A 20,960-nucleotide genomic window follows, 5' to 3' on the forward strand; every position below is an offset into this window, starting at 1 on the left:
AGCGGCTAATATGGCACTTCAATGCTGTCGATTGTCCGGGAACCACGTTTTATGCAAACCGCCTACACCGTCCTGATCCTTTTAATGCTGGTGGGCGTTTCGCGCCTGCTCGGACGGGTGATCCCGCTGCCGTTGCCGTTGGTTCAAATAGCAGCGGGCGCCTTGCTTGCCTGGCCGACCCTCGGTCTGCATGTGGCGCTGGATCCTGAATTGTTCCTGTTTCTGTTCCTGCCGCCATTGTTGTTTTCCGACGGCTGGCGCATGCCCAAACGTGAATTCTGGCGCTTGCGCGGACCGATCCTGACCCTGGCCGTGGGGTTGGTGCTGTTTACCGTGGTTGGCGCCGGGTATTTCATTCACTGGTTGCTGCCGAGCATTCCACTGCCGGTGGCATTTGCGTTGGCTGCGGTGCTGTCGCCCACGGACGCCGTGGCGGTGTCGGCGATCTCTCAGAATCGCTTACCGACGCCCTTGATGCACATCCTGCAGGGCGAGGCATTGATGAACGATGCCTCGGGTCTGGTGACATTCAAGTTCGCCCTTGTGGCTGCAGTGACTGGGGCGTTCTCGCTGGCCAACGCCAGCGTCACCTTTGTATTGGTGGCGGTTGGCGGCCTGGCCATTGGCGTGGCGTTGAGCTGGCTGGTGGGGCGCTTGCGCTCGTGGATGATTGCCCGTGGCTGGGATGACCCGGCCACCCACGTCGTCTTCATGTTGTTGCTGCCGTTTGCCGCCTACGTGCTCGCCGAGCGCGTGGGGGCGTCGGGCATTCTTTCGGCGGTAGCGGCGGGGATGATGCAGAGCTGGCTCGATCTGCTGCCGCGCCAGACGAACACGCGGCTGCTCAATCGCAGCGTCTGGTCATTGCTCGAGTTCGCCTTCAATGGCTTGATTTTCCTGCTGCTGGGTTTGCAGTTGCCGGACATCATCAAAGCCGTGGCCAGTCATGAAACCTCGCTGTGGCCGACGCTGCTCTATCGCTGCGTCGATGTGTTGGCGATTTTCCTGGTGCTGCTGGTGCTGCGGTTCGTCTGGGTGCAAAGCATCTGGCGCCTGTCCATTGTGCTGCGGCGCTGGCGCGGCAAGGATGAGATCACCCGGGTGCCGAGCGCGCGTTCCTGCTGGTTGCTGACCGTTGGTGGCGTGCGCGGGGCGGTGACGCTGGCAGGTGTGATGTCGGTACCGATGCTCATGGGGGCCGACGCATTTCCCGAGCGTGACCTGCTGATTTTCATTGCTGCCGGGGTGATTCTGCTGTCGTTGATCGCCGCCTGCGTGGCCTTGCCGTTACTGCTGCGCGGTATCGAGAAAAGTCCGGACGACAAGCGCCGCAATGAAGTGCGCGACGCTTGGCGCAAAACCGCCGAAGCCGCCATCCATGCCCTCGAAACCGAAGAGGTCAACCCACAGGACGCCGCTCAAGCGGCGCTGGCGGCGGAGCTCAAGGCGCGGATCATGTCCGAATATCGGCATCAGCTGGAGGTGTTCAATGACTCGGCCGAAGCCCAGGCACTGGCGTTTCAGATGGATTTGCTGGAGCGGCGTTTGCGCGTGAAGGCGCTGCGGGCGCAGCGCCTTGAGTTGTACAGCCTGAGCCGTCATCACCAGATCGGCGATGACGTGTTGCGTGAGGTCTTGGGGGAGCTTGACTTGAGTGAGGCCAAGCTCGGTCAGGTGAAATAACGGGCGGTTACCGGCGGCGCTGGATGAAATCGCGAATCCGCTCGGCCGCGTCCACGCACTCGGGCAACGGCGCAACCAACGCCATGCGCACGCGTCCGGCACCCGGATTGACACCATCGACATCCCGCGACAGGTAGGAGCCCGGCACTACGGTCACATGCTCCTGCTCAAACAGGTCGCGGCAGAAGGCTGCATCGTCGCCAGCCACATTCGGCCACAGGTAGAAACTGCCATCGGGGCGTTGTACGTCCAGAACCGGGCTGAGGATTTCGAGTACGGCGTCAAACTTCTCGCGATACAGCGCCCGATTGGCGCGCACGTGCACTTCGTCGTTCCATGCGGCCACGCTGGCCAGTTGTGTCTGAACCGGCATCGCGCAGCCGTGGTACGTGCGATAAAGCAGGAAGCCTTTGAGAATGTCCGCGTCGCCGGCCACAAAGCCAGAGCGCAGTCCCGGCAGATTGGAGCGCTTGGACAGGCTGTGGAATACCACGCAGCGCTTGAAGTCCTTGCGGCCCAGTTCCGCGCAGGCGCTGAGCAGGCCTGGCGGCGGGGTTTGTTCGTCGAAGTAGAGTTCGCTGTAGCACTCGTCCGCCGCGATCACGAAGTCATGTTCGTCGGCCAGGGCGATTAGCTTTTTCAGGGTCTCGACCGGGATCAACGCGCCGGTCGGGTTACCCGGCGAGCACAGGAACAGGATCTGGCAGCGTTTCCAGATGTCTGGCGACACGGCGTCGAAATCCGGGTTGAAGCCGTTTTCGTCCAGGCACGGCAGGTAATGCGGCTTGGCCCCGGCGAGGAACGCGGCGCCTTCGTAGATCTGATAGAAGGGATTCGGGCTGACCACCAGCGCGTCGTCACCACGGTTGACCACGGTCTGGGTGAAAGCGAACAGCGCTTCACGGGTACCGTTGACCGGCAGCACGTTGCGCGCCGGGTCGATCCAGCCGTTCGGGACGTTGAAACGACGTTCACACCAGGCAGCGATGGCCTCGCGCAGCTCCGGGATACCGAGTGTGGTCGGGTACACCGCCATCTTTTCCAGATTACTGGCCAGCGCTTCGGCGACGAAGCTCGGCGAACGGTGTTTCGGCTCACCGATCGACAGCGCGATGGGGCGCTTGTCCGGGTTTGGCGTGACGCTGCCGAGCAGGGCGCGGAGTTTCTCGAACGGGTAGGGCTGGAGCTGTGTCAGAGCGTTGTTCATTGATGGATCTCGTTCGGTGTGGCGGCTACCGGCCTTTTGTAGGAGCTGGCTTGCCAGCGATGGTCGTTAACGATAACGCGTGCTTACCGGATAAGCGCGGCGCTTTTGAGTCCATCGCTGGCAAGCCAGCTCCTACAAGGGCGGGCTCCATTCGGGGAAATTGTTTATTCAAATACTGATGCGCGACAGTTTGATATCGGGTTCCTGGTTGACGCTCAATTGTTCGACGATTGCATCCTGCAAACGACTGCACAGCAAGGGGTCGGACAACGGTTGGTTGTTCGCGTCGGTGATGAAGAACACGTCTTCCACCCGCTCGCCGAGGGTGGCGATCTTGGCGTTCTGCAGCGACAGGTCGAACTCCAGGAAGATCGTGCCGACCCGCGCCAGCAGGCCAGGGCGGTCAGGAGCGGTCAGTTCCAGTACGGTCACCGGACGCTGGGCGTCGTTGTGGATCGTCACCTGTGGCGCAAAGGCGAAATGCTTGAGCTGGCGCGGCACTCGACGCTGGATGATCGTCGGGTAATCGTCCGGATTGCGCAGGGCTTCGGCCAGACCGTCACGGATCTGCTTGACCCGCGCCGGATTATCGCCGATCGAGTCGCCGTCGGTGTCGAGCACGATGTAGGTGTCGAGGGTGAACTGGCTACTGGAGGTGATGACCCGGGCGTCATGGATGTTCAGGTTGAGCTGGTCCATCGCGGCCACGGTCACGGCGAAGAAATCGTGCTGGTCCGGTGCGTAGATGAAGATCTGCGTGCCGCCCTCGAACTCGCGTTGGGTGGTTTCCTTGATCAGCACCAACGGCCCGCCGTCGGCCGGCTGCTGGAGGATCGCATCGCTGTGCCAGGCGACGTCGCCGGCGGTATGGCGCAGGAAATAGTCATCCCCCAACTGCGCCCACAGTTGCTCGACGTCGTCCGGATCGGTGCCACCGCGCACCAGGATGTCCAGCGCGGCGCTCTGGGTCTGGCGGATCTGTTCTTCGCGGTCCACCGGGTTTTCCAGTCCGCGACGCAGGGCGCGCTTGGTTTCGGTGTAGAGCTGGCGCAGCAGGCTGGCCCGCCAGGAGTTCCACAGTGTCGGGTTGGTGGCGTTGATGTCGGCGACCGTCAGCACGTACAGGTAGTCGAGGCGGGTTTCATCGCCCACTGTCTGGGCGAAATCATGGATCACCTGCGGATCGGACAAATCCTTGCGCTGGGCCGTGGTCGACATCACCAGATGGTTTTGTACCAGCCAGACGATCAGGCGGCTGTCCCACACCGGCAACTGATGGCGTTGGCAGAAGGCCTCGGCGTCCACCGCGCCGATTTCCGAGTGATCGCCATGCCGGCCCTTGCCGATGTCGTGGTACAGGCCGGCCAGGTAGATCAATTCAGGCTTGGGCAGCTTGGCCATGAGCTTGCTGGCCAGCGGGAATTTTTCCGAGACCTGCGTGTACTGCAACTTACGCAGGTGCTTGATCAGGTTCAGGGTGTGGGCATCGACCGTATAGATGTGGAACAGGTCGTGCTGCATCTGCCCGACGATGAAACCGAATTCCGGCAGATAACGCCCGAGAATGCCGTAGCGGTTCATCCGGCGCAGGTTGCGGTGGATGCCGATCTTGCATTTGAACAGCTCGATGAACAGGCTGGTGTTGCGAATGTCGTTGCGGAAGTCGTCGTTGATCAGGTGCCGATTCTCGCGCAGCAGACGAATGGTGTCGGCGCGCACACCCTTGATTTCCGGTTGCTGGGCCATCAGCACGAAGATTTCGAGCATGGCGAACGGCGTGCGGCGGAACACATTGTCGTTACGCGCCTCGATGTAGCCGTCGTGCAGCTGGAATCGCGAATTGACCGGCTGCGGCGGTGCCGCATCCTCCGGCGCGAGGATGACTTCCTCGAAGTGCTGGATGATCAGGTCGCTGAGCTGGGCAATGCTCATGACCACGCGGAAATACTGCTGCATGAAGTTCTCGACCGCTTGCTTGGCGTCGTCCCCTTCAAATCCCAGCAGCCCGGCAATGGTGCGCTGGTGGTCGAACAGCAGGCGGTCTTCGGAACGGCCGGCGAGCATGTGCAGGGCGTAACGGACTTTCCACAGGAACTCCTGGGAGGAGGCCAGCAAGGCGTTTTCGCTTTCGACCAGGAAACCTTCGCCGGCCAGTGCCCGCAGGTTCAGGGTGCCGTATTCGCGACGGGCCACCCAGAGAATCGTCTGGATATCCCGCAGGCCGCCGGGCGAGCCCTTGACGTTGGGTTCCAGGTTGTATTCGGTGTCGTTGTACTTGTGATGACGGGCTTTCTGCTCGGCACGCTTGGCCAGGAAGAAGTCCTTGCTCGGCCACATGTGCGCGGTGCTGGTGACGTCCAGCATGCGTTGGCGCAAGCGCTCGGGGCCGCAGATGGTGCGGCTTTCCATCAGGTTGGTGACAACCGTCAGATCAGCGCGGGCCTCGACGACACACTCGTCGACCGAGCGAACACTCTGGCCGACTTCCAGGCCGATGTCCCACAGCAGCGTCAGGAAACGCTCGATGGAATCGCGGAAAACTTCGTGGTCGGCGCTGTCGAGCAGGATCAACAGGTCGATGTCGGAGTAAGGGTGCAACTCGCCACGACCGTAGCCGCCGACCGCGACCAGCGCAATGTCGGCGTCCTCGCTCCAGTTGAATTGCTCCCAGGCCTTTTGCAGGATGTTATCTACGAACCAGGCACGATCCTCGATCAATCGGCGAATGTCCCGGCCGCTGCGAAAGCGTCCGTCGAGCACTTCGCGAGCCTGGCGGATCGCCTTTTTGAAGGCCGCGATCGGGCTGGCCTTCAGGGCCAGTTCAGCCTGGAACTGGCCGCGATCGAAGAGTTCGGGATCCACCTGCGGCATTGATTGGCTTTCCTTTCTATAGGCTGGGTACGGTGACTGGATCAGGCCGAAACGCGGGGGATGGTGTCATCGGCGCGCAGGGTGAAGATCTCGTAACCGGTGTCGGTCACCAGCAGGGTGTGCTCCCACTGGGCCGACAGCTTGCGGTCCTTGGTGATCGCGGTCCAGCCATCGCCCAGTACCTTGGTGTCGGCGCGGCCCTGGTTGATCATCGGCTCGATGGTGAAGGTCATGCCGGCTTTCAGTTCCATACCGGTGCCGGCACGGCCGTAGTGCAGGATCTGCGGCTCTTCATGGAACACCTTGCCGATGCCGTGGCCGCAGAACTCGCGAACCACCGAAAAACCGTTTTTCTCGGCGTGTTTCTGGATGATTTCACCGATGTCGCCCAGGCGGCAGCCGGGTTTGACGATTTCAATCGCCTTGTACATGCATTCCTGAGTCACTTGCGACAGGCGCTCGGCCCAGACCGGCACGCTGCCGACGTGGAACATGCGGCTGGTGTCACCGTGGTAGCCGTCCTTGATGACGGTAACGTCGATGTTCAGGGTGTCGCCATCCTTGAGCGGCTTGTCGTTCGGGATGCCGTGGCAGACCACATGGTTGATCGAGGTGCAGATCGACTTCGGATAGCCCTTGTAGTTCAGCGGGGCAGGGATGGCCTTCTGTTCGTTGACGATATAGTCATGACAGATCTGGTTCAGTTGATCGGTGGTGACGCCCGGCTTGACATATTCGGCAATCATTTCCAGCACATCGGCGGCCAGTTTGCCGGCGACGCGCATTTTTGCGATGTCCTCGGGGGTTTTGAGGGTGACGGTCATACAGGCTCTCTCTGCGCTCGATGGCGCTTTCTTGACGAAAAGGGCGTTGCGCGATCGATCTTCGCAGCCCTGAAAAATGCGATTCTAACAGACGATCAGCGCAAATCCGCGGCTCTGTGCATCGCTTCTCTCTATAGAATGGTGCATTCTGGGCGGATTCCAAGGGATGGCGTTGTGCGTTTGCCTCGATTTCAGAATCCGGGTTCCGTTTTTTCCTACCTTGTGATATAAAATGCGCCGCTTTCCGGGGATGCCCCGAAAAGCCTAAATCCACACACGTGTCGACACGATGACCTGGGTGCCGCAAGCGAAATGCTGGTGGTTGGTCATTGGGATACGTGGAGGCCAAACCCGACTTATTAAGGAACTATCATGTCCCAAGTCAACATGCGCGATATGCTGAAGGCCGGTGTGCACTTCGGTCACCAGACCCGTTACTGGAACCCGAAAATGGGTAAATACATTTTCGGCGCGCGTAACAAGATCCACATCATCAACCTTGAAAAAACCCTGCCAATGTTCAACGAAGCTCTGACTTTCGTAGAGCGCCTGGCCCAGGGCAAAAACAAGATTCTGTTCGTCGGCACCAAGCGTTCCGCTGGCAAGATCGTTGCTGAAGAAGCAGCACGTTGCGGTTCGCCGTACGTCGATCACCGCTGGTTGGGCGGCATGCTGACCAACTTCAAGACCATCCGTGCTTCCATCAAGCGTCTGCGTGACCTTGAAGTACAAGCCGAAGACGGTACTTTCGCCAAGCTGACCAAGAAAGAAGCGCTGATGCGCTCCCGTGACCTGGAAAAGCTGGATCGTTCCCTGGGTGGTATCAAGGACATGGGCGGTCTGCCAGACGCTCTGTTCGTTATCGACGTTGATCACGAGCGCATCGCGATCACCGAAGCCAACAAGCTGGGTATCCCGGTTATCGGCGTAGTCGATACCAACAGCAGCCCGGAAGGCGTTGACTACATCATCCCAGGCAACGATGACGCAATCCGCGCTATCCAGCTGTACATGGGTTCGATGGCTGACGCTGTAATCCGCGGTCGCAACCACGTTGCTGGCGGCACCGAGCAGTTCGTTGAAGAAGCTCCGGCAGCTGCAGCTGAGTAATTGACGCCCTGGCGTTGACTCAGTAAGCAAAAAGGGGGCTTGGCCCCCTTTTTGCCACCTCGAAAACCGTTTGTCGGCGCCCACTGCTCTATCTGTAACGTGCGGCAGCTAACAAGGGTGGTTCGGGAAGAATTGAACGCCCGTTCGATCGGGTGGAATGGTTGATAACCTATCCAAGAGGAATTTTGAAATGGCAGAGATTACTGCAGCGTTGGTCAAAGAACTGCGCGAGCGTACTGGCGAAGGCATGATGGACTGCAAAAAGGCCTTGACCAAGGCTGGCGGCGACATCGAGCAAGCCATTGATGACATGCGTGCTTCGGGCGCCATCAAGGCTGCCAAGAAAGCGGGCAACGTTGCCGCTGAAGGCGCGATCGCTCTGAGGGAAGACGGTAAATCCGCTGTTCTTCTGGAAGTGAACTCGCAGACCGACTTCCTGGCTCTGCAGGACGACTTCAAGGCATTTGTTGCTGCCAGCGTTGATAAAGCGTTTGCTGACAAACTGACTGATGTCGCTCCGCTGATCGAAGCTCAAGAAACCGATCGCCTGGTTCTGGTCGGCAAGGTTGGCGAAAACGTCAACATCCGTCGCCTGACACGCGTTGAAGGTGATGTTGTCGGTGGCTACCTGCACGGCAACAAGATTGGTGTTGCGGTTGTTCTGAAGGGCGGCGACGTTGAGCTGGCCAAAGACATCGCTATGCACGTAGCGGCTACCAACCCTGAATTCCTGCTGCCATCGGAAGTTTCCGCTGAAGCGATCGAGCGCGAGAAAGGCGTGTTCCTGACCCTCAACGCTGACAAGATCGCCGGCAAGCCAGAAAACATTGTTGAAAACATGGTCAAAGGCCGTATCAGCAAGTTCCTGGCTGAAGCGAGCCTGGTTGAGCAGGCGTTCGTGAAGAACCCTGAAGTCAAGGTCGGCGAGCTGGCCAAGAAAGCCGGCGCTGAAATCGTTTCCTTCACCTACTTCAAGGTAGGCGAAGGCATCGAGAAGCCAGTTGACAACTTCGCTGAAGAAGTTGCTGCACAGCTGGCTGCCGCCAAGCAATAAGACAGGTTTTTAAACTGTCGCCCTGAAGAGGCTGCCCGCTCACGCGCGCAGCCTCTTTTCAGATGGGTTACCAATTTTTATTGGTTTCCGTTTGGAACTGGCTTACAAAGCCATGTTCCGATGGCGCTGAAGCAGCGCCACGCTAGAGTGAACGCCAGCTGAAAACAGCTCGCAAAGAATTTTTTAAAATACGCCGCAGGAGAGATTCGCAATGGCTCAGCAGGGCAGTGGTTATCAGGCTCGCTATAAACGCATTCTACTCAAGCTTAGCGGCGAGGCCCTGATGGGCTCGGAAGAGTTCGGGATCGACCCGAAAGTTCTGGATCGCATGGCGCTGGAAGTCGGCCAGCTGGTCGGCATCGGTGTCCAGGTCGGTCTGGTGATCGGCGGCGGCAACCTGTTCCGCGGCGAAGCGCTGAGCAAGGCTGGCATGGACCGTGTCACGGGCGACCACATGGGCATGCTGGCCACTGTGATGAACGCCCTGGCCATGCGCGACGCGCTGGAACGTGCCAATATCTCGGCCATCGTGATGTCGGCCATTTCCATGGTTGGCGTGACCGATCACTACGATCGCCGCAAGGCCATGCGCCACCTGAACTCCAAGGACGTGGTGATCTTCGCGGCCGGCACCGGCAACCCGTTCTTCACCACGGATTCGGCCGCTTGCCTGCGTGCAATCGAAATCGACGCCGATGTCGTGCTCAAGGCAACCAAGGTCGATGGCGTCTACACCGCTGACCCATTCAAAGACCCGCATGCCGAGAAGTTCGATCATCTGACCTACGATGAAGTACTGGATCGCAAGCTGGGCGTGATGGATCTGACGGCCATTTGCCTGTGCCGCGACCACAAGATGCCGCTGCGCGTATTTAACATGAACAAGCCCGGCGCCCTGCTGAATATCGTGCATGGTGGCGCTGAAGGGACTCTGATCGAGGAAGGCCAACAATGATCAACGAAATCAAGAAAGACGCTCAAGAGCGCATGCAGAAGTCCGTGGAATCGCTGACGCACAACTTCGGTCGTATCCGTACCGGCCAGGCGCATCCAAGCATCCTGGAAGGTGTGATGGTTCCGTACTACGGCGCCGATACCCCGATCAAGCAAGTGGCGAACATCACCGTCAAGGACGCCCGTACCCTGCAAGTCGTTGCCTTTGAGCGCAACATGCTGGGCGCCGTCGACAAGGCCATCGGCAGTGCGGGTCTGAACCTCAACCCGACCAACCTGGGTGAGTTGCTGCTGATCTCCATGCCGGCCCTGACCGAGGAAACCCGCAAGGGCTTCACCAAGCAGGCGCGTGACGTGGCTGAAGATGCCCGTGTTGCCGTGCGCAACATCCGTCGTGACGCCAACAGCTCGCTGAAGGATCTGGTCAAGGAAAAGGAAATCAGCGAAGACGAAGAGCGTCGCGCAACCGGCGAAATCGATGATCTGACCAAGAAGTACGTGGCTCAAATCGACGCGAACCTGGCGCAGAAAGAAAAAGACCTGATGGCCGTATAAGGGTCGCGTTTTCATGGAAAAGACCAAGCAGGTTGCACCTTCCGCGGTGCCGCGCCATGTCGCGATCATCATGGATGGTAATAATCGCTGGGCGAAAAAACGCTTTATGCCGGGTGTCGCCGGGCATAAAGCGGGTGTGGATGCGGTTCGGGCGGTCATCGAGGTGTGTGCCGAAGCCAAGGTGGAGGTGTTGACCCTGTTCGCGTTCTCCAGCGAGAACTGGCAGCGTCCTGCCGACGAAGTCAGTGCCTTGATGGACCTGTTCTTCAAGGCATTGCGTCGAGAGGCCAAGCGCCTCAACGACAACAACATCAGCTTGCGCATCATTGGCGACCGTTCGCGCTTCCACCCGGAACTCCAGGCTGCCATGCGTGAGGCCGAGGCCATGACGGCCGGCGCCAATCGCTTTGTCCTGCAGATTGCCGCCAACTACGGCGGTCAGTGGGATATCGCACAAGCCGCACAGCGCCTGGCGCGTGAAGTCCAAGCCGGTCATCTGCGGCCGGAAGACATCACCCCGGAACTGCTGCAAACCTGTCTGGCCACCGGCGATCTGCCGTTGCCGGACTTGTGCATCCGTACCGGTGGCGAACATCGCATCAGCAACTTCCTGCTGTGGCAGCTGGCCTACGCCGAGTTGTACTTCTCCGACCTGTTCTGGCCGGACTTCAAACACGACGCCATGCGCAACGCGCTGGCCGATTTCGCATCTCGCCAGCGCCGCTTCGGTAAAACGAGCGAGCAGGTCGAGGCTGGAGCCCGGGTTTAATGCTTAAACAACGAATCATCACCGCGCTGATCCTGCTGCCGATTGCCCTGTGTGGGTTTTTTCTGCTGGAAGGTTTCGCCTTTGCGCTGTTTATCGGCCTGGTCGTGACCCTGGGCGCCTGGGAATGGGCGCGCCTGGCCGGTTTCACCGCTCAAGTGTTTCGTGTGGGTTATGCCGCCGTCGTCGCCTTGATGCTGTTCGTCATGTACATCCTGCCTGGCCTCGCGCCATGGGTGCTGGGTGCTTCGGTGCTCTGGTGGGCGCTGGCGACCTATCTGGTGCTGACCTACCCGCGCTCCAGCGAGTATTGGGCGAGCGCCGCCTGCAAGCTGGTGATCGGCCTGTTGATCCTGTTGCCGGCCTGGCAAGGCCTGGTACAGATCAAGCAGTACCCGCTGGGCAACTGGCTGATCATGGCGGTAATGGTGCTGGTCTGGGGCGCCGATATCGGTGCTTATTTCTCCGGACGTGCGTTCGGCAAGCGCAAGCTGGCGCCGCAGGTCAGTCCTGGCAAAAGCTGGGAAGGCGTGTACGGCGGCCTGGCCTTGAGCCTGGTGATCACCACCCTGGTTGCCCTGGTGCGTGACTGGACAGTGGCGCAATTGTTCAAGGGGTTGATCGGCGCTGCGCTGATCGTGTTCGTCTCGGTGGTGGGGGATCTCACCGAAAGCATGTTCAAGCGCCAGTCCGGGATCAAGGACAGCAGCAATCTGCTGCCGGGGCATGGCGGCGTGCTGGATCGCATCGACAGCCTGACCGCGGCGATTCCGCTGTTTGCGGTGCTGTTGTGGATGGCTGCACCGTGAGCCGCCCTCAGCAGATTACCGTCCTGGGGGCCACGGGCTCGATCGGCTTGAGCACCCTGGATGTCATCGCCCGCCACCCTGAGCGCTATCAAGTCTTCGCCTTGAGCGGTTTCAGCCGCCTGAGCGAGCTGCTGGCGCTGTGCGTACGTCACGCTCCGCGGTTTGCCGTGGTGCCTGAAACCTCGGCTGCCAGAGGCTTGCAGGATGATCTGCACGCCGCAGGTCTTTCGACTCGCGTTCTGGTCGGGGAGGAGGGGTTGTGTCAGGTTGCTGCCGACCCTGAAGTCGATGCGGTAATGGCGGCCATCGTCGGTGCGGCGGGCTTGCGCCCGACCCTGGCGGCCGTCGAGGCTGGCAAGAAGATCCTCCTGGCCAACAAGGAAGCGCTGGTCATGTCCGGCGCATTGTTCATGCAGGCCGTGCGCAAAAGCGGGTCGGTCTTGCTGCCGATCGACAGTGAGCACAACGCGATTTTCCAGTGCATGCCCCGGGATTTTGCCCGCGGCCTGGATGCGGTGGGCGTGCGCCGGATCCTGCTGACCGCCTCTGGCGGTCCGTTCCGGCAGACACCCCTGGCTGAGCTGGCGCATGTTTCACCCGAGCAGGCCTGTGCCCACCCTAATTGGTCCATGGGGCGCAAGATCTCGGTCGATTCGGCCAGCATGATGAATAAAGGGCTTGAATTGATCGAGGCCTGCTGGCTGTTCGATGCCAAGCCGTCCCAGGTTGAAGTGGTGATTCACCCGCAAAGTGTGATTCATTCGCTGGTCGACTACATCGATGGTTCGGTATTGGCCCAGTTGGGTAATCCGGACATGCGTACGCCGATTGCCAATGCGCTGGCCTGGCCAGAGCGAATTGACTCAGGCGTGCCGCCGCTGGACCTGTTTGCCGTCGCGCGCCTGGACTTCCAGGCGCCGGATGAAGATCGATTCCCGTGCCTGCGCCTGGCCCGTCAGGCAGCCGAGGCGGGCAATAGCGCTCCGGCGATGTTGAATGCGGCAAATGAAGTCGCTGTCGCGGCCTTTCTCGACGGACGGGTTCGTTACCTGGAAATCGCGAGTATCATCGAGGAAGTACTCAATCTCGAGCCGGTGGTTGTAGTGAATGATCTTGAGGCGGTGTTCACGGCGGACACCAAGGCGCGTGTGCTGGCTGAGCAATGGTTGAGTCGTCACGGGCGGTAAGTGTTGCAATGCGCTGGCCCATTCAGGACTGGATGCAGGCCTAGATAGGAATGCGGAGAAAATAGATGAGCGCGCTCTATATGATTGTCGGCACCCTGGTCGCTTTGGGTGTGCTGGTTACCTTCCACGAGTTCGGCCATTTCTGGGTCGCGCGTCGCTGTGGGGTCAAGGTGCTGCGTTTCTCCGTGGGCTTCGGCATGCCGCTGCTGCGCTGGCACGACAAACAGGGTACTGAATTCGTGGTGGCCGCCATTCCGCTGGGTGGCTACGTGAAAATGCTCGACGAGCGTGAAGGTGACGTACCGGCCGATCAGCTCGATCAATCCTTCAACCGTAAATCCGTGCGCCAGCGCATTGCGATCGTGGCGGCAGGGCCGATTGCCAACTTTTTGTTGGCGATGGTGTTTTTCTGGGCGTTGGCGATGCTCGGCACCGAGCAGGTCCGCCCGGTCATCGGCGCTGTCGAGTCTGGCAGCCTTGCCGCCAAGGCGGGCCTGAATGCAGGCCAGGAAATCATTGCCATCGACGGCGAACCCACTTCCGGCTGGGCTGCGGTCAATCTGCAACTGGTCCGTCGCCTGGGTGAAAGCGGTTCCCTGCAGCTGCTGGTTCGAGAGCAGGGAACCACGGTGGATTCGCCCCGTGAGCTGGTGTTGGACAAGTGGCTCAAGGGCGCTGATGAGCCGGATCCGATTCGTTCCCTGGGTATTCGACCTTGGCGCCCGGCATTGCCACCCGTGCTGGCTGAACTGGATTCCAAAGGCCCGGCCAAGGCTGCTGGCCTGAAGACCGGTGACCGGCTGTTGGCACTCGATGGTAAGGCGGTGGATGACTGGCAGCAGGTCGTTGATACCGTCCGTATGCGTCCTGATAGCAAAATCATGCTGCGGGTCGAGCGTGACGGTGCTCAAATCGACGTCCCTGTCATGTTGGCCGCCCGTGGCGAAAGCAAGGCGCCTACTGGTTACTTGGGGGCGGGGGTAAAAGCGGTCGATTGGCCACCAGAGATGATTCGCGAAGTCAGCTACGGGCCGTTGGCAGCCGTGGGGGAAGGGGCTCGACGCACCTGGACCATGAGCGTGCTGACCCTCGATTCGCTGAAGAAAATGTTGTTCGGCGAGCTCTCGGTAAAAAACTTGAGTGGACCGATAACCATTGCTAAAGTGGCGGGCGCTTCGGCCCAGTCGGGCGTCGCTGATTTCCTGAATTTCCTTGCTTATCTGAGTATTAGCCTGGGGGTTCTGAATTTGCTGCCCATTCCTGTGCTGGATGGGGGGCATTTGTTGTTTTATCTGATCGAGGCGGCGCGTGGTCGTCCCTTGTCGGATCGGGTGCAAGGTTGGGGGATACAGATCGGCATCAGTTTGGTGATTGGGGTGATGTTACTTGCTCTGGTCAATGATCTGGGTCGACTGTAACGCTTCGCTGAATTGCGAATCTGCCGCATTTTGCGGCAGTTTGTTTATTGCCAGTTGGAATAAGAAAGGACTTCATGAAACGTCTGCTGCTAACTGCGGTTCTCACCGTATTGATGATCGCCGAAGTTCACGCCGAGTCCTTCACTATCTCTGATATTCGCGTCAATGGCCTCCAGCGGGTCTCCGCGGGTAGCGTCTTTGGTGCTTTGCCGTTGAACGTCGGTGAACAGGCGGATGATCGACGCCTGGTGGAATCCACTCGTGCGCTGTTCAAAACCGGGTTCTTTCAAGATATCCAGCTGGGCCGCGATGGCAACGTCCTGGTCATCACGGTAGTCGAACGTCCGTCGGTTGCCAGTATCGAGATCGAAGGCAACAAGGCGATCTCCACCGAAGACCTGATGAAGGGCCTCAAGCAGTCCGGTCTGGCCGAAGGCGAGATCTTCCAGCGCGCCACTCTCGAAGGCGTGCGTAACGAACTGCAGCGCCAGTACGTCGCCCAGGGTCGCTATTCGGCTACCGTCGACACCGAAGTGGTGCCTCAGCCGCGCAACCGAGTCGGCTTGAAGGTCAACATCAACGAAGGCACCGTTGCGGCTATCCAGCACATCAACGTGGTAGGCAACACGGTCTTCCCTGATGAAGACCTGATCGACCTGTTCGAACTCAAGACCACCAACTGGCTGTCGTTCTTCAAGAACGATGACAAGTACGCCCGTGAAAAACTCTCCGGTGACCTGGAGCGCCTGCGTTCCTACTACCTGGACCGCGGCTACATCAACATGGATATCGCTTCGACCCAGGTGTCCATCACGCCTGACAAGAAGCACGTCTACATCACCGTCAACATCAACGAAGGTGACAAGTACACCGTTCGTGACGTGAAGCTCAGTGGTGACCTGAAAGTCCCTGAAGACCAGGTCAAGTCCCTGCTGCTGGTGCAGAAAGGCCAGGTATTCTCGCGCAAACTGATGACCACCACGTCCGAGCTGATCACCCGTCGCCTGGGTAACGAGGGTTATACATTTGCCAACGTCAACGGCGTGCCTCAGCCTCACGATGACGACCACACGGTAGACATCACCTTCGCTGTCGACCCGGGCAAGCGTGCCTACGTGAACCGCATCAACTTCCGTGGCAACACCAAGTCGGAAGACGAAGTGCTGCGTCGTGAAATGCGTCAGATGGAAGGTGGCTGGGCGTCGACTTACCTGATCGACCAATCCAAGACCCGTCTGGAGCGCCTGGGCTTCTTCAAGGAAGTCAACGTTGAAACCCCGGCCGTACCGGGTGTCGATGACCAGGTAGACGTCAACTACAGCGTTGAAGAGCAGGCGTCCGGTTCGATTACCGCCAGCGTCGGTTTCGCCCAGAGCGCGGGCCTGATCCTCGGTGGTTCGATCACCCAGAACAACTTCCTCGGTACCGGTAACAAGGTCAGCATCGGCTTGACCCGCAGCGAATACCAGAGCCGCTACAACTTCGGTTATGTCGACCCCTACTGGACTGCCGATGGCGTGAGCCTGGGTTACAACGCCTTCTATCGTACAACTGACTACGACGACCTCGACGTTGACGTTGCCAGCTATGCCGTAGACAGCCTGGGTGCAGGCGTGAGCGTCGGCTACCCGATCAGCGAGACTTCGCGCCTGACCTTCGGCCTGACGGCCCAGCAGGACGAGATCAAGACGGGTGTGTATACCGTTGACGAAATCTTCGACTTCGTTAACAAGGAAGGCGACAAGTATCTGAACTTCAAGGCTTCGGCCGGTTGGTCCGAGTCCACCTTGAACAAGGGCGTACTGGCGACGCGTGGCCATTCCCAGAGCCTCGTGCTGGAAACCACGACGCCGGGCAGCGACCTGTCGTTCTTCAAGCTCGACTACCGTGGCCAGTTGTTCCAGCCGTTGAGCGACAACTACACCATGCGCCTGCATACCGAATTGGGTTATGGCGATGGTTACGGTTCGACCGATGGCTTGCCATTCTATGAAAACTACTATGCTGGTGGTTTCAACTCGGTACGTGGCTTCAAGGACAGCACCCTGGGTCCTCGCAGTACGCCAAGTACCGGCAAGAACCCTGGCACTGCGCTCGACCCGGATCAGGATCCGCTGCCGTTCGGTGGTAACGTGCTGATCCAGGGTGGTGTGGAAGTCCTGTTCCCTCTGCCGTTCGTCAAGGACCAGCGTTCCCTGCGCACTTCAGTATTCTGGGATGTGGGTAACGTATTCGATTCATCGTGCTCGGATACAGTGAACGCCGATGGCTCGAAGTCCAACACCAAGTGCAACGACATCAGCCTGAGCAATATGGCCAGTTCCGTCGGTGTGGGTGTGACCTGGGTCACCGCACTGGGTCCTCTGAGTTTTGCGTTGGCCGTGCCAGTCAAGAAACCGGATGAGGCTGAAACTCAAGTGTTCCAATTCTCCCTCGGCCAGACGTTCTAAGCGTCTGACCCAAGATAACGACAATGGATTTTGTAGGAGTGCATCGTGCGTAAGTTGACTCAATTGGTTCTCCTGGCTTCCGTACTGGTAGCAGGTCCGGCATTTGCCGACATGAAAATCGCTGTTCTGAACTATCAGATGGCCCTGCTGGAATCCGATGCGGCCAAGAAATACGCCGTGGATGCCGAGAAGAAATTCGGTCCTCAGTTGAGCAAGCTCAAGACGCTGGAAAGCAGCGCCAAGGGCATCCAGGATCGCCTGATGGCCGGTGGCGACAAAATGCAGCAAGGCGAGCGTGAGCGTCTGGAGCTTGAGTTCAAGCAAAAGGCTCGTGACTTCCAGTTCCAGTCCAAGGAGCTGAACGAAGCCAAAGCCGTTGCCGACCGTGAAATGCTGAAGCAGCTCAAGCCGAAACTGGACAGCGCTGTGGAAGAAGTCATCAAGAAAGGTGCTTTTGACCTGGTCTTCGAGCGTGGTGCAGTGATTGATGTCAAGCCTCAGTACGACATCACGCGCCAGGTTATCGAGCGCATGAATCAGCTGAAGTAATCCATGACCGTGACCATTAAGCTCGGCCAGTTGGCCGAGTTCCTCGGCGCCACGCTACGTGGTGACCCGGAGAAAGCAATTACTGGGCTAGCCACCTTGCAGGAGGCTGGCCCAGCTCAGTTGAGCTTTCTCGCAAACCCCCAATACCGGAAATACCTGGCAGGCAGTCAGGCGGCAGCGTTGTTGCTCAAAGCCGCTGATGCCGAAGGTTTTGCCGGGGATGCGCTGGTGGTGCCTGATCCTTATGCAGCTTACGCGCGTATTTCCCACCTGTTCGATCCCAAGCCCAAGGCGGCAGCCGGGGTTCATCCGACGGCGGTGATTGCAGCGGATGCGGTAGTCGATCCAGCTGCGAGTATCGGTGCATTTGCGGTCATCGAAAGCGGGGCGCATATTGCTGCCGGTACGACCGTGGGTGCGCACTGCTTCATCGGCGCCCGTAGCGTTGTTGGCGAGGGTGGCTGGCTTGCACCGCGCGTCACGCTGTATCACGACGTGCGCGTCGGCAAGCGGGTGGTGATTCAATCCGGTGCCGTGCTCGGTGGTGAAGGCTTCGGCTTTGCCAACGAGAAAGGCATTTGGCAGAAAATCGCCCAGATCGGTGGTGTGCTGGTCGGCGACGACGTGGAGATTGGCGTTAACACCGCCATCGACCGCGGTGCGCTGGCTGATACCATCATTGGTAACGGCGTGAAGCTCGACAACCAGATTCAGATCGCCCACAACGTCCAGGTCGGTGATCACACCGCCATGGCGGCGTGCGTGGGCATTTCAGGCAGCACCAAGATCGGCAAGCATTGCATGCTCGCCGGTGGCGTAGGGCTGGTGGGGCATATCGATATTTGCGATAACGTTTTCATCACCGGGATGACCATGGTGACCCACTCGATCTCCGAGCCGGGTGCCTATTCCTCCGGTACGGCGATGCAGCCAGCCGCCGAATGGCGCAAAAGCGCGGCACGTATCCGTCAGCTCGATGACATCGCGCGGCGTCTGCGACAGCTGGAAAAGCAAACAGGGGAAGTGACCCCTGGCGGTAATGCTTCATCAGATGGCTGATACCATTTCCATATCAAGTGTGCACAGCCGCTAGACTGCGTCCTTGATTTGCTAGCGGAGTGTGCGTCAGTCGCGCGCTCCCAATCTTTACATAGGCTTCCCCCCGAAATGATGGACATCAACGAGATTCGCGAATACCTGCCTCACCGTTACCCGTTCCTGCTGGTGGACCGGGTCGTGGATCTGGATGTGGAAGGCAAGCGCATTCGCGCCTACAAGAATGTCAGCATCAACGAACCGTTCTTCAATGGTCACTTTCCTGCGCATCCAATCATGCCGGGCGTACTGATCATCGAAGCGATGGCTCAGGCTGCCGGGATCCTTGGTTTCAAAATGCTCGACGTGAAACCGGCCGATGGCACCCTTTATTACTTCGTCGGCTCCGACAAGCTGCGCTTCCGCCAGCCTGTACTGCCGGGCGATCAGCTGATCCTTGAAGCCAAGTTCATCAGCTGCAAGCGTCAGATCTGGAAGTTCGAGTGCCAGGCTTCGGTCGATGGCAAGCCGGTCTGCTCCGCTGAAATCATCTGCGCGGAACGCAAACTATGAGTTTGATCGACCCTCGCGCAATCATCGATCCGACGGCCGTTCTGGCTGACGGTGTCGAGGTCGGCCCGTGGTCGATCATCGGCGCAGGTGTGGAAATCGGCGAGGGGACCGTGATCGGGCCGCATGTGATTCTCAAGGGCCCGACCCGAATCGGTAAGCACAACCGTATCTACCAGTTTTCCTCGGTAGGTGAGGACACGCCCGATCTGAAATACAAAGGCGAGGAAACCCGCCTGGTGATGGGTGACCACAATGTCATCCGTGAAGGCGTGACGATTCACCGTGGGACCATTCAGGACCGTTCGGAAACGACCCTGGGCGATCACAACCTGATCATGGCCTACGCCCACATCGGTCACGACAGCGTCATCGGCAACCACTGCATCCTGGTCAACAACACCGCCTTGGCCGGCCATGTGCATGTGGAAGACTGGGCGATCCTGTCCGGTTTTACCCTGGTTCACCAGTATTGCCACATCGGTGCCCACAGCTTTTCCGGCATGGGGACCGCCATTGGCAAAGACGTCCCGGCCTATGTCACGGTGTTCGGCAACCCGGCCGAAGCCCGCAGCATGAACTTCGAAGGCATGCGCCGTCGCGGTTTCAGCGAAGACGCGATTCACGCCCTGCGTCGTGCCTACAAGGTGGTCTATCGCCAGGGCCTGACGGTTGAGCAAGCGCTCGCCGAATTGGCCGAATCCTCTGCCCAGTTCCCGGAAGTGGCGGTGTTCCGCGATTCCATACAGTCCTCGACCCGCGGCATCACCCGCTAATCATGGCCAATCTGCGTATAGCGCTGGTGGCGGGCGAGGCTTCCGGCGACATTCTGGGCGCGGGTCTGATGCGCGCGCTCAAGGCGCGCGATCCGGCGGTCGAGTTCATCGGTGTCGGCGGCCCATTGATGCAGGCTGAAGGCCTGTCGTCTTATTTTCCCATGGAGCGCCTGTCGGTCATGGGCCTGGTGGAAGTACTGGGCCGTTTGCGTGAATTACTGGCGCGCCGCAAAAAGCTGGTGGCCGACCTGATCGCCGCGAAGCCGGACGTGTTCATCGGTATCGACGCCCCGGACTTCAACCTCAATATCGAACTCAAGCTGCGTCAGGCCGGGATCAAGACCGTGCATTACGTCAGCCCGTCGGTCTGGGCCTGGCGGCAGAAGCGCGTGCTGAAGATTCGCGAAGGTTGCGACCTGATGCTCACGCTGTTCCCGTTCGAAGCGAAATTCTACGAAGAGAAGGGGGTGCCTGTGCGGTTTGTCGGGCACACCTTGGCCGATGCCATTCCGCTGGAAGCCGACCGCGCTGCTGCGCGGGCCGAACTGGGATTGCCGGACGGGCCGTTGGTTGCGCTGATGCCCGGCAGTCGTGGCGGCGAAGTCGGCCGTCTCGGTGCATTGTTTCTCGATACGGCCCAACGCCTACGGGCACTGCGCCCCGGTGTGCGGTTTGTAGTGCCTTGTGCCAACCCACAGCGTCGGGCACAGCTTGAAGAACTGTTGGCCGGTCGCGATTTGCCGCTGACCTTGCTCGACGGCAAGTCCCATCTGGCTTTGGCGGCATGCAACGCCGTGCTGATTGCCTCCGGTACAGCAACGCTGGAAGCCTTGTTGTACAAGCGGCCGATGGTAGTTGCCTATCGCCTGGCACCGCTGACGTTCTGGATTCTCAAGCGCATGGTGAAAAGCCCCTACGTATCCTTGCCAAACCTGCTGGCCCAACGCCTGTTGGTGCCTGAGTTGTTGCAGGACGATGCGACGGTCGAAGCGCTGGCCCAAACCTTGTCGCCGCTGATCGAGGGTGGCGAAGAGCAAACCCGCGGTTTTGATGAAATTCACCGGACCCTTCGTCTGGATGCCTCCAACCAGGCTGCGGATGCAGTGCTGAACCTGATAGACCCGGTAAAATGAGTAAAAAAA

Annotated in this window: 18 protein-coding genes; 15 read left to right on the forward strand and 3 right to left on the reverse strand. The window is 59.4% G+C overall.

Features of this window, described 5'->3' with window-relative positions; all coding sequences use genetic code 11:
- Positions 1-51: 51 nt before the first annotated feature.
- Positions 52-1,683 carry a Na+/H+ antiporter gene (locus ACA054_RS05710; protein ID WP_497688551.1) on the forward strand — a complete coding sequence of 544 codons (1,632 nt, stop codon included), beginning with the start codon at positions 52-54 and terminating at the stop codon, positions 1,681-1,683.
- A 7-nt stretch (positions 1,684-1,690) separates the two neighbouring features.
- On the opposite strand, the gene dapC is transcribed toward ACA054_RS05710, so the two are convergent.
- The 3 genes from dapC to map form a co-directional block, all read right to left on the reverse strand.
- On the reverse strand, positions 1,691-2,890 hold the full coding sequence (dapC, locus tag ACA054_RS05715) for a succinyldiaminopimelate transaminase (RefSeq protein ID WP_497688552.1): 1,200 nt from the start codon (positions 2,888-2,890) through the stop codon (positions 1,691-1,693).
- A 168-nt stretch (positions 2,891-3,058) separates the two neighbouring features.
- Positions 3,059-5,761 carry a [protein-PII] uridylyltransferase gene (locus ACA054_RS05720; RefSeq protein ID WP_497688553.1) on the reverse strand — a complete coding sequence of 901 codons (2,703 nt, stop codon included), beginning with the start codon at positions 5,759-5,761 and terminating at the stop codon, positions 3,059-3,061.
- A 41-nt stretch (positions 5,762-5,802) separates the two neighbouring features.
- Positions 5,803-6,585: a type I methionyl aminopeptidase gene (gene map / locus ACA054_RS05725; protein ID WP_497688554.1), complete on the reverse strand. Its 783-nt coding sequence runs from the start codon at positions 6,583-6,585 to the stop codon at positions 5,803-5,805.
- A 372-nt stretch (positions 6,586-6,957) separates the two neighbouring features.
- Here map and rpsB point away from each other — a divergent pair, with 372 nt between their 5' ends.
- The 14 genes from rpsB to lpxB all read left to right on the forward strand — a co-directional run bounded on the left by rpsB (position 6,958) and on the right by lpxB (position 20,951).
- On the forward strand, positions 6,958-7,695 hold the full coding sequence (rpsB, locus tag ACA054_RS05730; RefSeq protein ID WP_008028964.1) for a 30S ribosomal protein S2: 738 nt from the start codon (positions 6,958-6,960) through the stop codon (positions 7,693-7,695).
- Between the two features lie 190 nt (positions 7,696-7,885).
- A complete protein-coding gene (gene tsf / locus ACA054_RS05735) occupies positions 7,886-8,749 on the forward strand; it encodes a translation elongation factor Ts (protein WP_497688555.1) in 864 nt (287 codons plus the stop codon).
- Between the two features lie 211 nt (positions 8,750-8,960).
- Entirely contained in the window at positions 8,961-9,704 is a 744-nt protein-coding gene (gene pyrH / locus ACA054_RS05740; RefSeq protein WP_003222124.1) for a UMP kinase, read from the forward strand.
- A complete protein-coding gene (gene frr / locus ACA054_RS05745) occupies positions 9,701-10,258 on the forward strand; it encodes a ribosome recycling factor (RefSeq protein ID WP_497638199.1) in 558 nt (185 codons plus the stop codon). The genes pyrH and frr overlap by 4 nt, the downstream gene beginning before the upstream one ends.
- Positions 10,259-10,271: 13 nt before the next feature.
- Positions 10,272-11,027, forward strand: coding sequence for a polyprenyl diphosphate synthase (uppS, locus tag ACA054_RS05750; RefSeq protein WP_046816513.1), 756 nt, complete (start codon positions 10,272-10,274; stop codon positions 11,025-11,027).
- Complete coding sequence (locus tag ACA054_RS05755; RefSeq protein WP_497688556.1) at positions 11,027-11,833, forward strand: phosphatidate cytidylyltransferase; 807 nt, start codon at positions 11,027-11,029, stop codon at positions 11,831-11,833. Before uppS ends, ACA054_RS05755 begins: the two co-directional genes overlap by 1 nt.
- A complete protein-coding gene (ispC, locus tag ACA054_RS05760; RefSeq protein ID WP_497688557.1) occupies positions 11,830-13,020 on the forward strand; it encodes a 1-deoxy-D-xylulose-5-phosphate reductoisomerase in 1,191 nt (396 codons plus the stop codon). The genes ACA054_RS05755 and ispC overlap by 4 nt, the downstream gene beginning before the upstream one ends.
- 65 nt (positions 13,021-13,085) lie before the next feature.
- Positions 13,086-14,438 carry an RIP metalloprotease RseP gene (rseP, locus tag ACA054_RS05765; protein WP_497688558.1) on the forward strand — a complete coding sequence of 451 codons (1,353 nt, stop codon included), beginning with the start codon at positions 13,086-13,088 and terminating at the stop codon, positions 14,436-14,438.
- A gap of 74 nt (positions 14,439-14,512) precedes the next feature.
- Positions 14,513-16,888, forward strand: a complete 2,376-nt coding sequence (gene bamA, locus ACA054_RS05770) for an outer membrane protein assembly factor BamA (RefSeq protein WP_497638204.1) — start codon at positions 14,513-14,515, stop codon at positions 16,886-16,888.
- A 45-nt stretch (positions 16,889-16,933) separates the two neighbouring features.
- Positions 16,934-17,437: an OmpH/Skp family outer membrane protein gene (locus tag ACA054_RS05775; RefSeq protein ID WP_008057318.1), complete on the forward strand. Its 504-nt coding sequence runs from the start codon at positions 16,934-16,936 to the stop codon at positions 17,435-17,437.
- A gap of 3 nt (positions 17,438-17,440) precedes the next feature.
- Positions 17,441-18,496 (forward strand): UDP-3-O-(3-hydroxymyristoyl)glucosamine N-acyltransferase, encoded by a 1,056-nt coding sequence (lpxD, locus tag ACA054_RS05780; RefSeq protein ID WP_497688559.1) that lies wholly within the window; start codon positions 17,441-17,443, stop codon positions 18,494-18,496.
- Between the two features lie 108 nt (positions 18,497-18,604).
- Positions 18,605-19,045, forward strand: coding sequence for a 3-hydroxyacyl-ACP dehydratase FabZ (gene fabZ / locus ACA054_RS05785; protein WP_007940511.1), 441 nt, complete (start codon positions 18,605-18,607; stop codon positions 19,043-19,045).
- Entirely contained in the window at positions 19,042-19,818 is a 777-nt protein-coding gene (gene lpxA, locus ACA054_RS05790; protein WP_274077162.1) for an acyl-ACP--UDP-N-acetylglucosamine O-acyltransferase, read from the forward strand. Before fabZ ends, lpxA begins: the two co-directional genes overlap by 4 nt.
- Before the next feature lie 2 nt (positions 19,819-19,820).
- On the forward strand, positions 19,821-20,951 hold the full coding sequence (gene lpxB / locus ACA054_RS05795) for a lipid-A-disaccharide synthase (RefSeq protein WP_497688560.1): 1,131 nt from the start codon (positions 19,821-19,823) through the stop codon (positions 20,949-20,951).
- Positions 20,952-20,960: the final 9 nt, after the last annotated feature.

This window comes from Pseudomonas sp. LBUM1653 (assembly GCF_059716115.1).